The organism is Helicobacter pullorum, assembly GCF_900638355.1.
GTDB lineage: Bacteria > Campylobacterota > Campylobacteria > Campylobacterales > Helicobacteraceae > Helicobacter_D > Helicobacter_D pullorum.
On record NZ_LR134509.1, the window covers coordinates 956,355 to 977,020 of the forward strand.

Here is a 20,666-nt window from a genome sequence, read left to right on the forward strand (position 1 = left end):
ATGGCTTTTATTTGCTTTATTGAAAAAACCTCAAAATACGATTCTATAACGCACCCCTGTTTTTGTGCTATCTTTTTGTATTTTTCGATTTTCCCTTTGAATATAAGTAGAAAAATTTTTAAAAGGAGAATATTCTAGCCCATAATTCCAAATACGCTCACTTAGGGTGTCATTGTTTTGTATCAAAGATTGTCGAAAAATAATATTTTGAAGAAATTTATATTGCATTTGGTGTTCTATGCCATATTTTTCACTCCACTCTCCAGTTTGCGAATCCCTTATAAAGCCCCCTAGAAAAAACACAGAAGAATTACGATGCTCCAAAATCGGAAAGGTAAGATTGATATCTCCCCCCAAATTCTGTGTATCTTGGCTAAAATAAGTATCTAAATTGATATTAAAATTCACTTTGGGAATATAATTTTCTAATACACCATCAATTTGCTGGCTAAAAATCGGAGAAATTTGTTTTAATGCGACATTAAAGATTTTATGGCTAAGCCCAAAAGGTTCTAATTTCCAATCATCACTTTTGAGATCTACCACTTCTTCTTGTTCCAAATAAGGAGATTTCTTATAATATTTTGGTATTTTATTTTCTACCACCGGCAATGGCACACCCAAGATATTCCCATATTTTTGAAAGCGATTAAAAGGATTATTGTGCTGAATATTTAGCTTAAGATACTTTGAGGCTTCCGTTTCCCTTTCTTTAGCAAAAGCCATCAAAGCAAAACATAAAAAAATAATAATTTTATTAAACATTCAAAAATTCAATTCTTCCACTTTTGCCATAAAATGCTCTAAAGCATTTTTGCAGCCTTGCACGCTTAATTCTACACCTGTTTCTAAAAATTCTCTTTTGAAAATCACAATCTCCATTTTCTTGGCTAGATATTCTATTTTGTTTAAACAAGAAAAGCAAACAAATACTTTTTGAACACTTTGGGGAATATAGTGCTTTAATTTCCCCTCATCTTTGGCTTTCAAAATTACTTCTTTGGCTCCTTGAGTATATGCTCTTACAAGCCCACCTGTGCCAAGCAATGTCCCACCAAAATAGCGTATAGTCAATAAAGCACAATCAATCAAATTATATCCTCTTAAAACTTTAAGGGTTGGCATTCCTGAAGTCCCCTTTGGCTCCCCATCATCACTAAAAGATTCTTCAATTTGCTCTTGAGGATTCAAAAAACGACTAGCAGTCACAAAATGCACTGCCTTAGTGTGTTCTTGACGCATTAAAAGTAGCGTATTTTCAAAATTTTGAATGGGTATAAGCATGGAAATAAAGCAAGAACCCTTAATCTCAAAAGCACTCTGCGTTTCTGCTAGAGGATAGAAAAGCTCCACACTTAATGCCCTCTTTTGAGATTTCCACTAGAGAATTGTATGATTTTATTAGGTATCTCATCTAATCCTACAATTTCACAAACTGCCCCTCTTGCAATTGCCTGTTTTGGCATACCAAAAACAACACAGCTATTTTCATCTTGCGCTATTGTGTAAGCCCCATTGTCATAAAGCTCTTTTATACCTATACTTCCATCATCTCCCATGCCTGTCATAATGATTGCAAGTGCATTTTTTCCAACAACATTATTGACACTGCGGAACATCACATCTACACTAGGTTTGTGGCGAGAGATTCTTTCTCCATCGACACTTTTTGCATAGTAATCATTGCAATTTTTATCCAAAAGCAAATGTTTGCCCCCGGGTGCTAGATAAGCACAAGAATTATGCAAATGCATTTTTTCATTCACTTCAAAAACTTCAATAGAAGAAATGCGATTCAAACGATTTGCAAAAGAGGTAGAAAAGCCCTCTGGAATATGTTGCGTGATAATAATAGGGGGTAAATTTTTTGGCAATACTTGCAAAATTTTTGCAATTGCATCTACCCCGCCTGTGCTTGCTCCAATAGCAATAAGCTTTTTGCCCTCGCTTTTATATGGATTAGATTTCAAGATTAAATCTGGATGATATTTGTGATTAATTTGCATCAAAAATCAATCCTTAGTTTTAATAAAAATATTTTGCCCCAAACGCTCCACCTTTGGTGCCAACCCCAAAATACTCTCTGAATGCCCCAAATAAAGAGTTCCACCAACTTTTAGATGAGAAAAAAGTTGATTAAGTATTTTTTCTTGATCCTCTACCTTAAAATAAATCAAAACATTGCGACAAAAAATAATGTCAAATTCTCTTTGCCCAAAAGGATAATTTTTTGCATATAAATTATGCTGCTTAAAGGTAATAATATTCTTTAGGGATTGCTTAGCATTCATGTAAATTTCTCTTTGACTTTTTGGTGCTATCTCAAAAAAATCTTTAATATCTAGCCAAGTGGGAAGAGGATTCAAAAAAGTATCTACCACATATTTTCCCTGTTTAGCAAATTCTAAAACTGAAGTATCAATATCTGTCGCTACAAGACTAATGGGAATATTAGCTTTATAAATATCCTTTGCATAAAGCAAAGTTGCAGCAATTGAATAAGGTTCTTCCCCTGTTGAACTAGCCGAGCAATACACCTTTAAAGGCTCATTTTCTCGCAAGCGATGAGGCAAAATGCGATTAACCATATCCAAAAAATGAAAACCCTCACGAAAAAAATCTGTTTTATTAGTTGTAAAACTATTAATAAAGTCTTGCTTGAATCTTCCTGCTTTAAGCTGCATAAAAAAATCATTAAAATTTTCAATCTTTAAATCACGAGCCAACTTTTCTAAGCGATTTTTAATCGTTGAATCTTTGTTGCTAGGAAGATGGATTCCTGCCATTTCATAAATCATTTTTCTTGCTTGATTAATTTCTGTTTCACTAATTATTGGCAATATTTTTCCTTTTTAAATAATCTTTTTTCCATTCCTCAACCTTCAATGAATCTGCAATCTGCCCTATTTTATTGTATTGTTCATAATAATCAAAAGTGAATCTTGCAAGTTCTTCTCTTATGGGCTGATAATAACCTTCTTGGTCTTTTTTCACATAATCAAACAAAAACCCAGATGCATCTGCTTTAGAAAGATAAAATTCAATTAGTTTATTATAAGTTTGTAAATATTTCTCTACCAAAAGAGGTATTTTTGTCTCATCTATTTGCAAAGCTATATCTTCAAAGCTTCCATTATACCTTAAAACCCCCACTTCAAACATAATATCCAAATGAATTAATCCCTCACAATAATAAGGCAAAACCTCATTTTCCTTTTTCCATGCAATTAGCCCAACTGCCCTTGTAATTGTGTTAAAAATCAATTCCTTCAAAAGCGTATGGTTTTGTCCTACAAAATAATAAGCTAACCCTCCCATAGTAGCTTTAAATTCTTCTATATTTTTAAACTGACCACTCTTATTCATTTTCAATTCAGTATCTAAACTTACCCACAAAATATGCCCAAATTCATGCCCTATAGTCGAAATTTCATAAACCTTATACCAATCTTCTTTTCTAAAATACAACATCTCCCGATTAAATTCCAAAAACTCTTTGGGGAAAGTTTTGCTACTTAAAAGCATAAAGGGTTTTGAACACAAAATCTCTCTCACCCTATCAGGAAAATAAAATATTTTCTTTCCAAATTTTGCACTCACACTCTCATCATTAGGAACTACTTGAGCGCTAAATAGCCCATTAATCTCCGCTCCATAAAATAACAAAGGTTGCCCACCATAGCTTTGTGTTTTTTGCAAGGATTCTTGCACGCAAATATCAATTTCATTTTTATAAGCAGAATTTGGCATTTGCTTTGTATATTCTCTATAAAACTCCAAAAAAGATTCTTTATTAATCTTTAATTCATCTTTATGATTTAGATTAGTTAAATCCAAACCTTGATAAATCTTAGCAATTCTCAAATCCCATTCAGGTGCAACTGCTTTTCTATAATGATCTTCATAATACTCCAAAGGATGCCCAATCTGTAAAGGAGTGGTAATTTGCATCCAAGCTTTATCCACTTTTCTCCACGATTCCAAAAGCTTACTCACATCTTCTTGCAACAAAGCTTCCCTTAAAGCTTCCAAATAATTAAGATAATATTGCTTCTGCTCCACTTCTGGACAATTTTCCTCTATGCCTTTAAGTTGCATTAAAATATTTTCAAAAACTTTTTTAAATCTCTTAAAATCCTCTTGAAAAAATTTTGCATAAGCTATTGCTTGATATTGATTGTCTTGCCACACAGGGACAGAATAACTTCTATCGCTCATTTCCCCATTTTCTGTTATTTCCATACTCTCTTGAAGTGCTTTTAGAATCTCTTCGATATTTTGATATTTCTGCTTTAATTCTTGATTAATTCCTAAAATCAATTCCCTTTGCCAATTTTCAAAAAAACTATTAAACACCAAACCAATTTTATGAATACTTTGGAGCAACTCTCTCAAAAAAGGCGTCAAAAGATTCTTATTGCAAATAAACTCTAATACTTTTTCATGCTTTTGCATATAAAAATCTCGTGTAACTTGAAACATTAAAAAGCGTATTTTTAAAATTTCCTCTTCTTTAATCCCCAATTTCTCCAAAACATTTACCAAAGCACCTTCTTTTAGAGATACGATTCTATCAATAACAGCAAATGTTGTCTCTGGAGTTTTTGGAATTAGTTGAAAAACACATTCTAAAAATGCAGGGATATTTTGGGCTTCTACCTCGTGATATAGGGAATTGACTTTTTGATTTTCATTTTCTAAAAAATAATAAATTTCTGCAATATCTCTAAAAATCTCTTTTTTATTTTTCACCCATTTCCTTTTTATATTGCTCAATAATTTCATATGCTGCATTAATTTCTTGCAATTTTGCTGTGGAAGTTTTGATGATAGATTCTTCTAAACCTTTATGGTGCAAAATATCAGGATGATACTCTCTCACTAATGCTTTATATTTTGTCTTAATCTCTTTTAAATCCGCTTCTTCACTCACCCCTAAAACCTTGCAAGCTTCCTTATAATCTTGTTTGATGTCCTCTTTGGAATAAAACTCCACAAAAGCATCATACATTTTATTAAAATCATCATTTTCAATTTCCAAATACGCAGCGACATCCAAAATCACTTCGCGTTCATTTTCACTTAGAACTTTATCAGCATAAGCAAGCGCCAACAAATACTCCACAAGTTTCAAGCGACTTTTATATTGCCCTTTTGTCAAATCCGCATACGCTTGACTTAATTCCTCAACACTTTCGGTAGTATTTTGAAAAATAGAATGCAGAATCTCCAAAATTTCTTCTTTTTGATTCATAGCGCTTTGCAATGTAAGTGATTGCGCAATATCTTCGATAGTATTTTCTATTAGCTCTTTTTCAAGCTCGCAGATCTTCCCATCGCTTTGTGCTAACTTTGCCAATAATCCGACCATTACTCCATACTGACTTTTTTTGATTTTGCTTTCTTTGCTTAAATTTTTATAAGGGTCTTCATATTCTTGAAATTCTTCTTGGATTTGATTATCTTGAATAGTTGTTTGAAATTGCTGGCGTTTTTGAGGATTTGATAAATAATCTTTGAAATTAATAAAAGCTATCGCAATAATTACGATTGTAATAAGTAGCAGAATCTCCATATTTATCCTTAAAAAACTTGAATATATCTATTGAAAAAAGCCTTTGATTTTCCCTATAACTCCCTCTGACTTCAAAAATCCTAATTCTTGTAACTTCGCTTTAATTTCTTTTAATTCTTCTTCATTAGCATCCACTTCGACGCTCTGACTTGGAATATCTACTTTTAAAGTAGGGAATTTTTGCCCTAAAGATTCTTGAATTTTATTAACACAACCTTGACATTTAATATTAACACATTGGATTTTCATAATAATTTTCCTAAAATAAGTTGAAGGTAAAAAGTGGTGGGCCCTATAGGACTTGAACCTATGACCAATCGGTTATGAGCCGAGTGCTCTAACCAGCTGAGCTAAGGGCCCTTCTTTAAAAAATTTTTAGAAGCGTAATTATACACAAATTTATATTTAAAAGCAAGAAGATGTTCTAAAATTGCAAATAAAATAATAAAAGTAATAAAGCTACTTCCTCCATAACTAAAAAGCGGCAATGGGATTCCAACCACAGGGGCAAATCCTATTGTCATGGCAATATTTACCCATGAATAAACAAAAATCAATAATCCCACACTATAAGCAACTACTTTGAGAAAATAATCCTTACTATCCACATTGCCGATACTAAAAATATGAAAAATCAATGCCACATACAAAATAAACAATCCAATAACACCCACAAACCCAAAACGCTCCGCAAAATAAGGGAAAATAAAATCACTTGTCGCAATAGGCAAAAAACGATAAGTCGCTTGAGTGGCATTTTCTTTTTCTTTGCCAGAGATTCCACCCGAACCAACCGCTATAATTGATTGCTTGACTTGATAATCAGGCTCTTTTAATACAAAATCCACAATGCGTTTTTTTTGATAATCGTGCAAATTTGCATACAATACCGGAGAGAGAGAACCCACGCAAATAAGTAAAACCAACCATATTTTATAATTCACTCCCACCAAAAATAAAACACCAAATCCCATAATCAACAATACAAGCGCTGTCCCCAAATCTGGCTGTTTTAATATCAAAACAAAAGGCAATAAAATAAAAAAAGAAAGTTTCAAAAATTCTTGCAATCCATAACCGTTTTTCTTAGGGGGATTCTTAGTAATCAAATAAGCAAGCATCAAAATCAAAGCAGGTTTCATTGTCTCTGAAGGCTGGAAGGTAAAATGCACAAAAGGTATTTCAAGCCACCTACGAGCCCCAAGCCTCATATCACCAAAAAAATCTACCATAACCAGCAATATAATATTAATCCAATAAAACCCAATAATCGCCCAAGTCATACGCCGTATAGGAATCAAAAAAACTACAATAAAAATCAATAATCCAATAAAAGTATAAATAAGGACTTTATTACCCAAAAATTCATTGTTTTCATTAATCAAAAACCACGATAACAAAATCAAAGGAGTCACTAATAAAGGTAAAGTAAAATCAAAAAATGATAGAATATTTCTATTAAACCCAAACAAAACAAATAAACCTTAAAAAATAAATAATAGAAATTTTAACATAATTTAATCTAGGAAAGAATAAAACATTTAGCAATGGAAAGAGAAATTTTAAATTTTTTGGTAACCCCTCAAGAATCTGGAATGCGTTTAGATATTTTTTTGGCAACAAAACTAAATTTATCACGCAACAAAATCAATAAAATGCTTCACAACAAACAAATCACTCTCAATCAAACACAAGCCTCAAAAAATGGAATTATCCTCAAAGAGCAAGACCAGATTCATATCTTCCCTTCTCTTTTGGAAACTGCCAAACCCACTCCAAAAATCCACATTCCAATCTTATATGAAGATGAAGATTTATTAGTCCTCAACAAACCCATTAATTTGGTGGTGCATAAAACCAACCAAGAAGACACTCAATACACGCTCCATGAGTGGCTAAAAGAGCAAAATTTCAAACTCTCCAATTTGGGAGATTCTTATCGAGAGGGCATTATTCACCGATTAGACAAAACCACCAGTGGCGCCATTGTCATTGCCAAAAATAACCATTCCCATCAAATCTTAAGCCAACAACTCAAAACCAAAGAAATGGGACGCTATTATCTTTGTGTTATCAACCAACCCCTCAAACAAGATATTATTATAGATTCGCCTTTGATAAGACACCCAAAAAATCGCTTAAAATACATTACAACTTCCAAGCAAACTCCAGATTCCAAAGATGCAAAAACTGCATTTTTCAAAATCATCGATAATGGCAAAACTGAACTTATAGGTGCAAAACTCTTTAGTGGCAGAACACATCAAATTCGCGCTCATTTAAGCAAAATTAATCGCCATATTCTAGGAGATTTTTTTTACAACTACAAAGGAAATTACACACAAAGGATTCTTCTCCACTCTTCTTTACTCTATCTAAAGCACCCCACCACCCAAAAACCCTTAAAAATCTATGCACCTCTTTTTGAAGATATGCTTCTTTTTTTGCACCAAAATTTTTATGCCTCACAAGATTTTGAATTATTTGCAAAAAATTTCATTTTGCCTTTACAAGATATTTATCTTTCAAAATTTACTTAAAATAAAACTTAGCTAATTTATAAAAATAATAGATTTTTTGGCAAATCTATGCTATGATAAAACTTTTTAATTATATTAAAATCAAAACCTAAAAGCATATTTTAGGAAATTTAAGGATTCTTGATTATGTTATTTTTATTTAAAAACACTTTTTTTAAGCTTTTAATATTAGTTATTGCCGCATTTTTTAGTGCTTGTAGTAGTTCAAGTAGCAATTTTAGTTTTGGGAGCACACCCTCTATTAATCCAAACATTACTCCTCCTAGTGATATTCGTGTATTAAGCGATGTTAATACAATTGCATTTGAATGGAATCTAATCCAAAATCCAGAAATAGCAGGTTATTATATCTATCGCAAAAAGCCAAATGAAACAAGCTTTAGCAAAATTGCCACGCTAGATTCTCGTTTCACAACACATTATGCAGACAATAAACTCGAATCCAATACCGAATATCTCTATCAATTTGCTTCTTTTGATGCACAAAAAAATATTTCTCAATTCTCCTCACCCATTAGCGCAAAAACACAATTTATCACTGCTGTAAGCTATATTGAAGCCATAGGAAACTACCCTAGAAAAATTAAAATCATTTGGAATCCTCACCAAGACACAAGGGTAATAGGCTATATTATAGAAAAAAAAGATTCCAAAGGAAACTGGGATAAATTAGCTGATATAAATAATCGCTTATTAGTGGAATATTTGGATACCAAGCTTGAAGATAACGCAACACATGAATATAGAATCTTCGCTTACAATGTCAATAAAACTCTATCCCTTCCTTCACAAATTGTAAGTGCGACCACAAAACCCAAACCAACCCCTATTTCTAATTTTACCGCAAGCAACAATATTCCCAAGCAAATTACACTCAAATGGGATTTACATCAAAATCCAGAAGTTACACAATACAACCTCTTTCGCTCAAATTTTGAATCTAATTTTTTTAGCAAATTAGCCACAATTCCAAATAATACCAATACTTACCAAGATATTATTGACGATAATGGCAAACAGTATTATTACAAAATTACCGCTACTGATAAAGATGGCATAGAAAGCCTTGAAACAGGACCGATTATAGGAACTACTTTGGGATTGCCTAATACCCCTTTAATCACTTATGCACAAATTGAAGGAAATTCTGCAGTTATACGCTGGAATCCACAAGATAATCGTGCAGTAGAATATATTGTGTATAAAAAAGATTCAAGCTTTTTTGGAGAAACTTTGCGTTACAATAAAGTCCTTACACCAGAATTTATTGATAATGAAGTTAGGGCTGGAGAAAAATACTATTACCGAATCAGCGCTGTTGATGAAAATGGCTTAGAATCAAAACAAACTGAAGAAATTATGCTATTTTTACCTGCCAAATAATGCCACATTTCAAAACCCAAAGCCTCACCCTTCCTCCCCTTCCATTCACCTCTACAACAAAAGAAGGGGAATTTACTTTTACTAATTTATTTACTTCGGCTAATAATCCTAATTTTTCGCTTTTGCAAGTGCATTTCTCCCCTACTCTTTCTTCTCTAAAAAACAAAGACTACTTCCTAGAAATCAAAAAAACTAACCATGAAACCATTGTAAAATGCGATAAAAACTCAAAAATTGCCCCCATTGGCATTATCAAAAAATCCCTAGAAATTCTCTCTCAATTTCAAGATTCCCTACTCACCCATAATCTTCATGAAAAAAATAATCTCTATTTGGGAAAAATACCCTTTATTAAGCATATTGAAGATTTCTTGGATTTTGACACTCTACTCAAAAAACAAAAACTTAAAAATCCAAAAGTTTGGCTTGAAATCGGCTTTGGTAGCGGCAGACATCTCCTCTATAATGCCCAAAAACACCCTAATATTTTACACATTGGTTTAGAAATTCATTATCCATCTTTGGAGCAAGTTGCTAGACAAATTGAATTAAATAAACTTGATAATATCCTACTTTTAGCCTACGATGCTAGAATCTTCTTAGAGCTTCTTCCTTCTAATACACTTGAAAAAATATTCGTGCATTTTCCAGTCCCTTGGGATAAAAAACCCCATAGAAGAATCTTTAGCAATGCCTTTCTCTCTCAAGCCTCAAGAGTGTTAATACCAAATGGACATTTACAATTACGCACAGATAGCTATGAGTATTTTTGCTACGCAAAAGATCTTGCAACCTCTAACCCTAATTTAGAGATTCAATACACTTCAAATGCACAAGAAGAGATTATCAGCAAATATGAAGCTAGATGGCTAAAACAGCAAAAAAATATTTACAATCTTGAAATCTTTGCAAAACAAAGTAGTAGCCCTATATCTTTTGATTATACATTTGATTTTTCAAACACTTCCCTTCAAAAATTCTTTCAAAAAAAGAAAATTATTCAAGAGGATTATTTTTTGCACTTAGAAGACTTATTGATTGCAGATTCCACAGATTGCAAATTACTCAAAATTGCATTTGGCGATTTCAATTATCCAGAAACTCGCTACCTTATAGAAGATACACATTTGCATTATTTTAGAGAAAATCCATTACCAACACAAATTAATCACAAAGCCCACCAGCTGCTTATTTCACTCTTAAACCAAAAACCAACACAAGGACTTTAATTATGGAAGCAATCATCAAAGCACAAGGCATTAACTTAGGCTACAAAGATGAAATTATCATCAAAAACGCCAGCTTTAATATTTTTCCACAAGAATTTGTTTTTATTAGTGGTCCTAGTGGAAGTGGAAAAAGCACACTCATACGCTCTATTTATGGAGATTTACCGCTCAAAAGTGGCTCTTTGGAAGTATGCGGAGTAGAAATGTTTAAAACTAGCAAAAAAAATATAGAAAATCTACGCCGCCATCTTGGCATTATTTTTCAAGACTACAAATTAATCAAAGATTTCAATGTCGAAAAAAATGTTATGCTCCCTATGATTATCGGGGGTTTCACAAAAGAATCTTGCAAAGCCCAGACTGATAGACTTCTAGCACACATAAAACTCTCCCACAAAGGTAATAAATATCCTTTGGAATTAAGCGGGGGAGAACAACAAAGAGTAGCAATGGCAAGAGCGCTCTCTCATAATCCACTTTTGATTTTGGCAGATGAACCAACCGGAAACTTAGATGATTATTCTAGCGAAGTAATTTGGAGCTTATTAAAAGGTGTTAATGAACAGCTTGGCATTACTATTGTTGTTGTAACTCACAGAATCCCAGAAACTTTTGGCATTAAATACAGACATCTACACATTGAAGAAGGAGTAATTTATGAACTCTCTTAAAAACCATCTATCCCTAATTATTCCTTTAGTTGCACTCCTATTTGCATTAGAAAGCATTTTGCTAGTTAATCGCACCTTGAATAATTATGAAAACACGCTTGGAAAAAACTATGCAATCATTTTAGCTTCTACAAAAGAGCTAAATTTACAAGACATCAAAGAAAAAATTAGCGAATCCCAAAGCCTTACTTCAATAGATTCCAAAATTGTGCTTGACCGCCTAAAAGATAATATTAGTCAAGCAAATCTTATTGTTTTAAAAAATACATTGCCACATTTTTATTCCCTGAGTCTCAATACTTACCCCAGCTCTGCTCGCCTTAGTGTTATCAATAATTCCTTAAAATCAATTGATGGGATCATACGAGTAGAAACTTTCACCAAAAGCCACAGCCAAATCTACCAACTTCTTTTAATAATTAATAGTAGTGTTATTATTTTTTCTAGCCTCATTGCATTAATTAGCCTTCTTTTAATGTTTAAACAAATTGAAATTTGGAAATTCCAACATTTAGAAAGAATGGAAATTATGACTTTGCTTGGTGCACCTTTATGGATGCGTTCGCAAATTTTATTCCGTCTTGCTTGCTTGGATACCATTATTGCCACCATTATAGTAGGGATTGGATTGTTTTATGTATCTACAAACCCTACTCTTTTGATTTTTATGCAAGAACTTGGATTAAAGCCTGATATTTTCTCGCCTTTAAGCGATTCTATTGTTTTATTGCTTGTTGGTTTGATAGTTTCTTTGGTTTCTGTGTGGATTGTTAGTTTGCAACAAAAGGACTAAAATGCCATTCAAAATTCTTGTTATATTTCTTTGTTTTATCAGCCTTAATGCCGACCAAAAAGAAATCACCCAAAAAATTTCACAAAATAAAACTGCTTTAGAAAGCAAAAAGAAAAAAGAAGCACAAATCAATCAAAAACTTCAAGAAATCGGGAATCACATCAACAAACAAAAAGAAGAATTAGAAACTTTGGAAAATATCATTCAAGAAAGCGAAAAAAATATCTCCAAAAACAAGCAAGAATACACCACAAAAGAAAAACTCATCAAAACCTTATCTAATGAGCAAGAAACTCTTTATCAAAAACGCAAAAATATCGAACTTGCTATTATAGATTTGGTAGCCAAAGATATTTCTTTTGCCATTTTATTAAACGATTTTCAACCAGAATCTATCCAAGATCTAATCACAGAAGAAAGCTTCAAAGCAATCAATCACTCCACAAAAGAGCAACTAACCAATCTAAGCCAACAACAAACACAAATTATACAGGACATACAAGCCCTGCAAAACGAAATAACGCAACTAGAAAAATTTATTTCCCTAGAAGACAAAAAAAGAAATAATCTCAAAGACTTGCAAGCCAAACAAAAAAAGATTCTAGCCACCTATCAAAAAGAAATGGATAAATACAACAAAGAACTCCAGCAAATCGTCAAAGAGCGTGATAGCTTGCAAGAGATTCTAGTCCAACTCAATATCCTTAAAAGCCAAGAAGAAGAAAAACGCAAAAAACGAGAAGAATTAGCCAAAAGTCAAGAAAAATCTCAAACTCCCCAAACCCAAAATGATTTTGATGTCCGCCAAGTAGCAAGCTCTTATCACAATATTAGCACCACAAAATACAAAGGCTCCAAAACTATCGCACCCCTAGATGATTTTGAAATACAAAAAAGATTCGGACCTTATTATGATCCAGTTTATAAAATGAAAGTTTTTAACGAATCGATTACTTTACTTACAAAAGGTGATGATAAAGTAAAAAGTGTGTTAGATGGCAAGGTCGTTTTTGCCAAAGATACCCCTATTTTAAAAAAAGTCGTCATCATTGAGCACAAGGATAATATGCACACCATTTATGCACAACTCGACAAAATAGCCCCCACTATTAAACCCGGAACAACTATCAAAAAAGGCTATACAATAGGAAGAATAGAAAATACATTAAAATTTGAAGTTACATTAAAAGATAAGCATATTGACCCATTAGAGTTAATTTCTTTAAAAAATTAATCATTTTTGTTTCATTTTTTTGTAAAATATCCGATATACTTTTAAAATGATTCCATAGATAATAAGGAGATTGCTATGAATATCACAGAAAATGGAATGAATATTGCTGGTAATATGCAAGTGAATTCTTATCAACAAGGAGAAAGCACCTATTCAAATAATGTCTCTTCTGCAACAATGCAGCAAAACATTCAAGAAAGTAACGAGCAAAAAAATATTGAAGAGCAAAAACAAGAGCTTAGTCAATTAGCACAGCAGCTCAACAAAGAGTTAAGCCCTCTTAATACAAGTATTGCTTTTAACTTTAGCGAAGATATTGAAGGATTGTATATTACTGTAAGCGAGCGTGATACAAATCGCCTTATACGCAAAATACCAAGTGATGAGGCAATGCAGTTAGCTGCAAAAATGAAAGAAATTGTGGGAATGATTTTTGACAAACAAGCTTAAATAAGGAGGCAAGTATGGCACTAGGAACACAATCAGTATTAGGTATTTCAAGTAACCTAACATGGGATGTTATCGAGCAAATGAAAGATCTTGATGTTAGCAATCAAATCGATCCAATCACTGAAAAACTTGAAAAAAATATGGAGCAACAAACAGAGCTTACCTCTTTACTAACCATGATGACTTCTTTGAATACAAGTTTTAAGAATCTATCAGATTATAGCACTTATCAAAAAAGACAAGCAACGGTGGAAGGAAGTGGTGTCAAAGCAACAGCGGGAGATGGATTAGCAATCCAAGATATTACCATTAATGTCTCACAACTTGCACAAAATGATGTTAATCAAGTCGGACTTAAATTTGCTTCAAGAGATAGTATCTTTAGTAGCGATAACACGACTTTAAACTTTTACTATAATGGCTCTAATTATAGTGTAGATATCAAAGCTGGAGCTACACTTTCAGAAGTTGCACAAAGCATTACAGATGCGACAAATGGTGAAGTTATGGGTATCATTATGAAAACAGGCGGGGAAAACCCCTACCAGCTTATGATTCAATCCAAAAATACAGGGGCAAATAACAAAATCTATTTTGGTAGCACACTAGAAAGTGCTGCAACACCCGGTGGTAAAATCACTAGCGGGACGCTTGATATTGAGATTGGCGGAGAAAAAATTAGTATTGATATGAGCCAAATTGGCAGCGATTTTGGCAATGAAGCAAAAGACAATGCAAGCCTTATACTTGACGCAATCAACAAAGAAATTGAAACTAACCATACCAACCTCAAAGATAAAATCGATAAAGGCGAAATCACAATTAGCCTAAATAGTTCTGGCAATGGACTTATGTTTAATGACGCTTCAGGTGGTACAATCAAAGTAGAAGCCAACAATGTCAAACTACAAGCTTCACAAGGAGCAAGTGAAACCAATACAGATTTGGGATTTGTTAAAACTTCTGTTGGGGGAGATGAAACTTTAACAGAAATGAAAATCGCAGCGGGTGCTCTTACGGGTGTTTTTACCATTAATGGGGAAAAATTTGATTTAAGTCAGCTAACAAATGCAAATAATACCGCAGAACAAAATCGCAAAGCAATACTTGATGAAATTAATAAAAATACTAATTTGCAGCAAGCAGGAATCAAAGCTGAAGAAGGCAAAAATGGTGCGATTAGCCTAGTGGGTAAAAGTGTTACCATTGGAGCTGAAGGGGCTGATGCAAATGCACAAAAACAAGTCTTAGATTCTATTGGTATGGTAGCTGGCTCATACACTTCTTCTCAAGGATTACTAGATAAAATGGATATTACTAATATCCAAAAAGCTCAAGATGCAAAGCTCACTTACAATGGTATTCCTATTGAAAGAGATACTAACAACATTGATGATATTGTTTCTGGATTATCCTTGGAACTCACTTCAATTACAGAAACAGGAAAAGATGTAATTGTCCGAATCGCAAGAGATGATGAAGGCATTGCTGAGGAAATGCAGGCTTTTGTAGAAAGCTACAATGAAATATATAACAAACTCCAAGAGCTTACCAAATATGACGCTGAAACTGAGATTTCTGGAGTATTCAATGGAAATAGTGAAATTAGAAGTATCACACGCCAACTCAACGCCATCATAAACTCTACTGACGCTAATGGAACTAGCCTTGTCAAATATGGCGTTTATATGAATGAAGATGGGACATTGACTTTTGAACAAGATACTTTTAACACCGCTTTTCAAGAAGACCCCGATGCTGCAGTAGAATTTTTTAGAAGCTCTACAACAACTTCAAAAGGTCAAACTATTGAAACAGATGGAGTTTTCACTAAACTTAGAGATACAATGGATTCTCTTATTACCGGAAGTAATTCTACCCTTAAGATTCTAGAAACTACTCTCATTAACGAACAAAAAACGCTTAATGAGGACAAAACTTCCACACAAGAATCAATTGACACCAAATACGAGATTATGGCTGAAAAATGGTCTGCTTATGACCAAATGATTGCACAAATGCAGCAATCTGCAAACACCATTACACAGCTCATTAATCAAGCAATGAATTCTTAAATAAAGGGCAAATAATGAAAAGCAACTTGGCTTATAATTCTTATCAGCAAAATTCTGTTGCTGTTGAATCTCCTGCAAAGCTTGTAGAAATGCTTTATGAAGGTATCTTGCGTTTTGCTTCAATGGCAAAGCGCTGCATTGATGCAGAAGATATAGAAAAAAAGATTTATTATATCAATCGCACGACGGATATTTTTGTAGAGCTACTTAATTCTTTGGATTACGAAAAAGGTGGTCAAGTCGCACACTATTTGACAGGACTCTACACCCATCAAATAAAGCTTTTAACACAAGCAAATATGGAAAATAGCAAAGAAAAAATTGATATTGTAATTAAAGTAACAAAAGGCTTACTTGAAGCTTGGAAGGAAGTAAATCACAATGAATTGGCTTAATGAATTAAAAGTGGCATATCTCAATAAAAATGACGCGAAAATAACAGAATTAATGGCAAATACTCCGGTTTTACAAACAAGAGATGAAATGTTTGAAGCATTAGCAGTTTTAGAGCAAATTGGAGAATATGCAAAAGTACAAAAAGAAAAACTTGCTCAAGAAATGAGGAAACTCAAACAAACCAAAAAATTTTTACCAAAACAAGAAAGAGTGCAAAAACTTAATCTATCTTTTTAATTCTTTGTATTACAATTCACTTTTATACAGAAAGGAATTAAAAATGCAATGGAAACCAATCGATATAGAAGATAAAGAAATTATAAATAGTTTCTTTAGCGCTAACCATATTCTTGCGTCAGATTTTACTTTTACTAATCTCTATCTATGGCATTATTCACGCCATATTAGCTATATTATCTTAAATGAATGTTTAGTTATCAAAACACAATATCCCAACCAAAACCCTTTTATTTTTTACCCTTTTCACAAAAATAACAACAAAGAATCAAAAAAACAAACTATTTTAGATATTATGGAAATTTGCAAGGCAAAAGGTATGGAATTTTCCATACACTCTTTAAGCTGTGTTGATAAAGAAGAGCTAGAAGCTATTTTACCTAACACCTTTAAATTTACCTATAGAGAAGATAGAAGTGATTATATTTACTCGATTCCAGAACTTATAGAGCTTAAAGGCAAAAAATATCACAAGAAAAAAACTCACCTTAATCGCTTTGTGGAGCGTTATGATTTCAAATACGAATCTCTTTGTCAAGATAATTTAGAAGAACTCATCATAACTTACCAAGAATGGTTTGGCAAAATAAGCGATACAGCAAGTGAGGGATTAAAAAATGAATACATCGGCATCATAGAATCTCTTAAAAAATTTCCTTCCTTAGATTTTAAGGGAGGCATTATTCGCGTTGAAGATAAAATTATTGCATTTAGCTTTGGAGAACCACTCAATGATGAAACTATTGTCATTCATATAGAAAAAGCGGATATTGAATATCAAGGTGCCTACCAAGCTATAAATAGGGAATTTTTAGCAAATGAATGGAGTAATTACACACTAGTTAATCGGGAGGAAGATTTGGGGATTGAAGGATTAAGAAAAGCAAAGCAATCCTATCAACCGCTCTATTTACAAAAAAAATTTGACGCCTCTTTGCTTTAAGAGCGGATATGCCCCATAAACTCTTCTCGTGTGCGATGATCACTCTTAAAAAGCCCTCGAATTGCACTAGTAGTCATTATGCTATTTTGCTTTTCTACTCCACGCATTACCATACACATATGTTTTGCCTCCGCAACAACCATTGCACCCTTAGGCTGTAAAACTTCCATAATGGTATCAGCAATTTGACTAGTCATTTTTTCTTGAATCTGCAAACGCCTTGAAAACACCTCTACAAGCCTTGCTAACTTAGAGATTCCAACAACTTTGGAATCAGGAATATAGCCAATAGAAATTTTTCCAAAAAATGGTAAAAGATGATGTTCGCATACGGAATAAAATTCAATATCCTTCAAAACAACCATCTCATCACAAGCTCCATCACTAAAGCACTTTCCTAAAATTTCTTTTGGATCGCTCTTATAACCACTATAAAGATGCTCCCAACTCTTTATCACCCTCATTGGCGTTTCCAACAATCCCTCTCTATCCCTATCTTCTCCAATATAATCAAAAAAGGCTCTAATTTTTTCTTCCATATTTTTCCTTTATTTACCCAGTAAAGCTTTAATGCGATTTTCTATGCTCGGATGCGTGCTAAATATTTCTTTAAATCCCACAATATACAAAGCCGATCTTGTTGGATTTGTATCAATATCACTAAAGTCTGATTGCGCATAACTTCCGCTAATTTTTTGCAATGCTCGTATCATAGGGGTGCTATCTCCCATCAAGTAAGCTGCTCCAGAATCTGCCATATATTCACGACTGCGACTTAAAAACATTTGCAAGACAATTGTAAGTAGAGGCAACACAAATTGCAAAATCAAAAGAATACTGCGCGCAGCATTTGCTCCTTTTTCCCTTGAATTTCCCAAAAACATATAAACCCCATAATTTACAACTAATAACATAATATTGCTCAAAACACCCACTACCAAAGTCAAACGAATATCTCCATGCCTAATATGACTTAGTTCATGTGCCATTACCGCTTTTACTTCATCTTTGGAGAGATTTTTTACCAAAGTTGTTGTTAGGGCAATGAGTGAGTTATCCGCATTCCAACCACTTGCAAACGCATTCATAAAGGGAGCTTCCATCAAATACAACTTAGGGCGAAAATTCAATTGTGCATTTTGCAGCAATTCATCTAGCATTCTGCTTAATTCTCGCTCTTGAGGGCTTATTTCTTGCCCATAAATGATTTCTTTATATTCATTACCACTTAACAAAATCTGCTTAAAATTTCCAACACAATACAATATAATCCCACAAGCCAAGCCCAACATACAAAGCGTTACCAATGGAAACTCCCCAAAAGTAAGAAGTTCATAAAATCCAAAAGAGAGGCTAGTTGCATTGATTCTTATAATATCTACAAGAAGTCCAATTACAATGAAAATAAAAATATAGATTGCAATAACACATAAAGTTTTAAAATGATTTTCTCTAATAATTTTATCAAACATTATTCTTCCTCCTCTTGCATAATCTCTCTATGGGCTAATTCCCTTAGCAAATTAGTAGCGTATGCACCTTTGGGTAAGAAAAATTTTAATTCCCCTTGTGCCTCTTCTTGTTTATATAAAAATTGAAGATTCTCAGGAAAAATCCACGCATATCGCCTCTGCCCTACACTTTTAATACGAGAATCAATGAATTTACTCTCAAAAAATCCTGCTTCTTTTTGAGAAATTTGTGATTTTATACCACTTAATAAACCAGTTGGTGCGATATCTTTCTCCATAAACCGCCTAGAATCTACCAATAATTCTTCTTCTACTAAAAAATTTTTGCCAAAAGGATAATGGCACATATAATCCCCATAGAAAATTTTAAAAAAATGGGGTTGCATTTTTAGCATTTCACAATAATTCATATCTAAAAAAGCTTGTGGAATCTCTTTTGTATGAAAATACATTTCTAAGGCTTGATAAATTTCTCTTTCTTTTATTTTTGTTATCAAATGTGAAATATCAATTCTCAAAGACAGCCATTGATTAAATAAATGACTTTGGTATGCACTAATCAAAAAATTTTGCATTTTTCTATCACGCATTCTTTTCTTGCCTTCAACAATTTCCTTCCCCAGCAAATAATTATCCAAATTTTTACCAAAGCGTTGATAACTAAAATAATTTGGAATCCCAAATCTTTCAATTTGTTTTAAAACCTGCTGAATCTTTTGTGAATTAAGATTATCTAGCTTTTTAATGCGAATGAAAAAATTATTCCCCTTTAAATGCCCAATTTTGATTTTATTATTGTGTGAAGTTGTTTCTAAGATTTTAATATTATCATGAGAAAAAGTATCCAAAGAGACATTTTTCAAAAGATGTTTTGGAATGCTGATGTATTGAATGGTTAATGCGTTTTTATCTTTTAATCCCGCATAACCTATTTCATGAGCCTTGATTCCAAACTGTGAAGACAAAATATTAATAAGCTCAAAAGTAGTAAGATTTTTTTTGCGAATCTTTAATATAAGATGAGCTCCCTCTTGACTAAAAGCATAAAGAGGAATCTCTTCTACTACAAAATCTCTCGTATTTTGTCGAAAATGAAAATCGATTTTTGAATGCGTATAAGCGTAAGAATAATTCATTCCTTAACTTTCATTCTAGTGGCAACCACAGCCTCCGCCTCCACAACAACCGCCTCCATTATGGTGTTCATGATGATGCAAACCGCATGCAAGTTCCTTTTCTGTAGCCTCTCTTGCATCAAGAATTGTAACCACAAAATTCAATTCTTTTCCTGCTAATGGATGATTATAATCCACAATTACAACTTCATCATTAAAATCTTTAACAATCACTTGCACAGTTTCACCATTCTCGCCTTGCCCAAAAAGCGTCATACCTTCTTGCAAATCAATTCCAACAAACTGATCTCTTGGAACCTCTTGTATATAATCTGAAATATACTCTCCATAGGCATTTACAGGGGCTACTATCACCTCTTTTTTATCACCAACAGACATTTCTGCTATTGCTTCCTCTAAGCCTTTGATAATTTGCCCACTACCCATAATAAATTCCAAAGGTTTTCCACCCACATTAGAATCCAAAACTTTATCAGTCCCATTTTCTTTTACTTCATATTCAATACTTACAACTTGATTTTTATCTATCATA

Annotated in this window: 23 protein-coding genes and 1 tRNA gene; 11 read left to right on the forward strand and 13 right to left on the reverse strand. The window is 33.0% G+C overall.

Going from position 1 to position 20,666, the window contains the following annotated elements:
• Positions 1–30: 30 nt before the first annotated feature.
• From EL247_RS04660 to EL247_RS04700, 9 genes are all read right to left on the reverse strand, one after another.
• A complete protein-coding gene (locus EL247_RS04660) occupies positions 31–765 on the reverse strand; it encodes a hypothetical protein (protein ID WP_104745277.1) in 735 nt (244 codons plus the stop codon).
• On the reverse strand, positions 766–1,353 hold the full coding sequence (locus EL247_RS04665; protein WP_104745278.1) for a YigZ family protein: 588 nt from the start codon (positions 1,351–1,353) through the stop codon (positions 766–768).
• Positions 1,354–1,355: 2 nt separating this feature from the next.
• Positions 1,356–2,006, reverse strand: coding sequence for a CheB methylesterase domain-containing protein (locus EL247_RS04670; RefSeq protein ID WP_172594050.1), 651 nt, complete (start codon positions 2,004–2,006; stop codon positions 1,356–1,358).
• A gap of 6 nt (positions 2,007–2,012) precedes the next feature.
• Positions 2,013–2,840: a CheR family methyltransferase gene (locus tag EL247_RS04675; protein WP_054194980.1), complete on the reverse strand. Its 828-nt coding sequence runs from the start codon at positions 2,838–2,840 to the stop codon at positions 2,013–2,015.
• Positions 2,827–4,752: an invasion protein CiaB gene (gene ciaB / locus EL247_RS04680; RefSeq protein ID WP_104745279.1), complete on the reverse strand. Its 1,926-nt coding sequence runs from the start codon at positions 4,750–4,752 to the stop codon at positions 2,827–2,829. Before ciaB ends, EL247_RS04675 begins: the two co-directional genes overlap by 14 nt.
• Positions 4,742–5,575, reverse strand: a complete 834-nt coding sequence (locus EL247_RS04685) for a TerB family tellurite resistance protein (protein WP_005021055.1) — start codon at positions 5,573–5,575, stop codon at positions 4,742–4,744. The genes ciaB and EL247_RS04685 overlap by 11 nt, the downstream gene beginning before the upstream one ends.
• A 27-nt stretch (positions 5,576–5,602) precedes the next feature.
• Positions 5,603–5,824, reverse strand: coding sequence for a heavy-metal-associated domain-containing protein (locus EL247_RS04690; RefSeq protein ID WP_054197745.1), 222 nt, complete (start codon positions 5,822–5,824; stop codon positions 5,603–5,605).
• A 34-nt stretch (positions 5,825–5,858) separates the two neighbouring features.
• Positions 5,859–5,935: transfer RNA gene (locus EL247_RS04695), tRNA-Ile, on the reverse strand.
• Complete coding sequence (locus EL247_RS04700; protein ID WP_104745280.1) at positions 5,926–7,047, reverse strand: FtsW/RodA/SpoVE family cell cycle protein; 1,122 nt, start codon at positions 7,045–7,047, stop codon at positions 5,926–5,928. The genes EL247_RS04695 and EL247_RS04700 overlap by 10 nt, the downstream gene beginning before the upstream one ends.
• Positions 7,048–7,122: 75 nt before the next feature.
• Here EL247_RS04700 and EL247_RS04705 point away from each other — a divergent pair, with 75 nt between their 5' ends.
• From EL247_RS04705 to EL247_RS04755, 11 genes are all read left to right on the forward strand, one after another.
• Entirely contained in the window at positions 7,123–8,115 is a 993-nt protein-coding gene (locus EL247_RS04705; RefSeq protein WP_232019729.1) for an RluA family pseudouridine synthase, read from the forward strand.
• Between the two features lie 126 nt (positions 8,116–8,241).
• Positions 8,242–9,498 carry a fibronectin type III domain-containing protein gene (locus tag EL247_RS04710; RefSeq protein ID WP_054194977.1) on the forward strand — a complete coding sequence of 419 codons (1,257 nt, stop codon included), beginning with the start codon at positions 8,242–8,244 and terminating at the stop codon, positions 9,496–9,498.
• Positions 9,498–10,727 (forward strand): tRNA (guanosine(46)-N7)-methyltransferase TrmB, encoded by a 1,230-nt coding sequence (trmB, locus tag EL247_RS04715; RefSeq protein ID WP_104745281.1) that lies wholly within the window; start codon positions 9,498–9,500, stop codon positions 10,725–10,727. Before EL247_RS04710 ends, trmB begins: the two co-directional genes overlap by 1 nt.
• 2 nt (positions 10,728–10,729) lie before the next feature.
• Positions 10,730–11,398: a cell division ATP-binding protein FtsE gene (locus EL247_RS04720; RefSeq protein ID WP_005021046.1), complete on the forward strand. Its 669-nt coding sequence runs from the start codon at positions 10,730–10,732 to the stop codon at positions 11,396–11,398.
• Positions 11,385–12,191, forward strand: coding sequence for an FtsX-like permease family protein (locus EL247_RS04725; RefSeq protein ID WP_104745282.1), 807 nt, complete (start codon positions 11,385–11,387; stop codon positions 12,189–12,191). Before EL247_RS04720 ends, EL247_RS04725 begins: the two co-directional genes overlap by 14 nt.
• Position 12,192: 1 nt before the next feature.
• A complete protein-coding gene (locus tag EL247_RS04730; protein WP_104745283.1) occupies positions 12,193–13,425 on the forward strand; it encodes a murein hydrolase activator EnvC family protein in 1,233 nt (410 codons plus the stop codon).
• A 75-nt stretch (positions 13,426–13,500) separates the two neighbouring features.
• Entirely contained in the window at positions 13,501–13,875 is a 375-nt protein-coding gene (locus EL247_RS04735) for a flagellar protein FlaG (RefSeq protein WP_005021041.1), read from the forward strand.
• Positions 13,876–13,889: 14 nt separating this feature from the next.
• Positions 13,890–15,950, forward strand: coding sequence for a flagellar filament capping protein FliD (fliD, locus tag EL247_RS04740; protein WP_104745284.1), 2,061 nt, complete (start codon positions 13,890–13,892; stop codon positions 15,948–15,950).
• Positions 15,951–15,964: 14 nt separating this feature from the next.
• A complete protein-coding gene (gene fliS, locus EL247_RS04745; protein ID WP_005021039.1) occupies positions 15,965–16,345 on the forward strand; it encodes a flagellar export chaperone FliS in 381 nt (126 codons plus the stop codon).
• The gene (locus EL247_RS04750; protein WP_104745285.1) at positions 16,332–16,583 is read left to right on the forward strand and encodes a hypothetical protein; all 252 of its coding nucleotides are present in this window, start codon (positions 16,332–16,334) and stop codon (positions 16,581–16,583) included. The genes fliS and EL247_RS04750 overlap by 14 nt, the downstream gene beginning before the upstream one ends.
• 43 nt (positions 16,584–16,626) lie before the next feature.
• Positions 16,627–17,526 carry a DUF2156 domain-containing protein gene (locus EL247_RS04755; protein ID WP_104745286.1) on the forward strand — a complete coding sequence of 300 codons (900 nt, stop codon included), beginning with the start codon at positions 16,627–16,629 and terminating at the stop codon, positions 17,524–17,526.
• On the opposite strand, the gene folE is transcribed toward EL247_RS04755, so the two are convergent.
• From folE to EL247_RS04775, 4 genes are read right to left on the reverse strand one after another with little or no spacing between them, the layout of a single operon-like run.
• Positions 17,523–18,065, reverse strand: coding sequence for a GTP cyclohydrolase I FolE (gene folE / locus EL247_RS04760; RefSeq protein WP_005021034.1), 543 nt, complete (start codon positions 18,063–18,065; stop codon positions 17,523–17,525). The genes EL247_RS04755 and folE overlap by 4 nt on opposite strands.
• A 9-nt stretch (positions 18,066–18,074) precedes the next feature.
• Complete coding sequence (htpX, locus tag EL247_RS04765; protein ID WP_104745287.1) at positions 18,075–18,998, reverse strand: zinc metalloprotease HtpX; 924 nt, start codon at positions 18,996–18,998, stop codon at positions 18,075–18,077.
• Positions 18,998–20,134 (reverse strand): tRNA pseudouridine(13) synthase TruD, encoded by a 1,137-nt coding sequence (gene truD / locus EL247_RS04770; RefSeq protein ID WP_126442080.1) that lies wholly within the window; start codon positions 20,132–20,134, stop codon positions 18,998–19,000. The genes htpX and truD overlap by 1 nt, the downstream gene beginning before the upstream one ends.
• A gap of 15 nt (positions 20,135–20,149) precedes the next feature.
• Positions 20,150–20,665, reverse strand: a complete 516-nt coding sequence (locus EL247_RS04775; protein WP_005021029.1) for an FKBP-type peptidyl-prolyl cis-trans isomerase — start codon at positions 20,663–20,665, stop codon at positions 20,150–20,152.
• Position 20,666 lies beyond the last annotated feature (1 nt).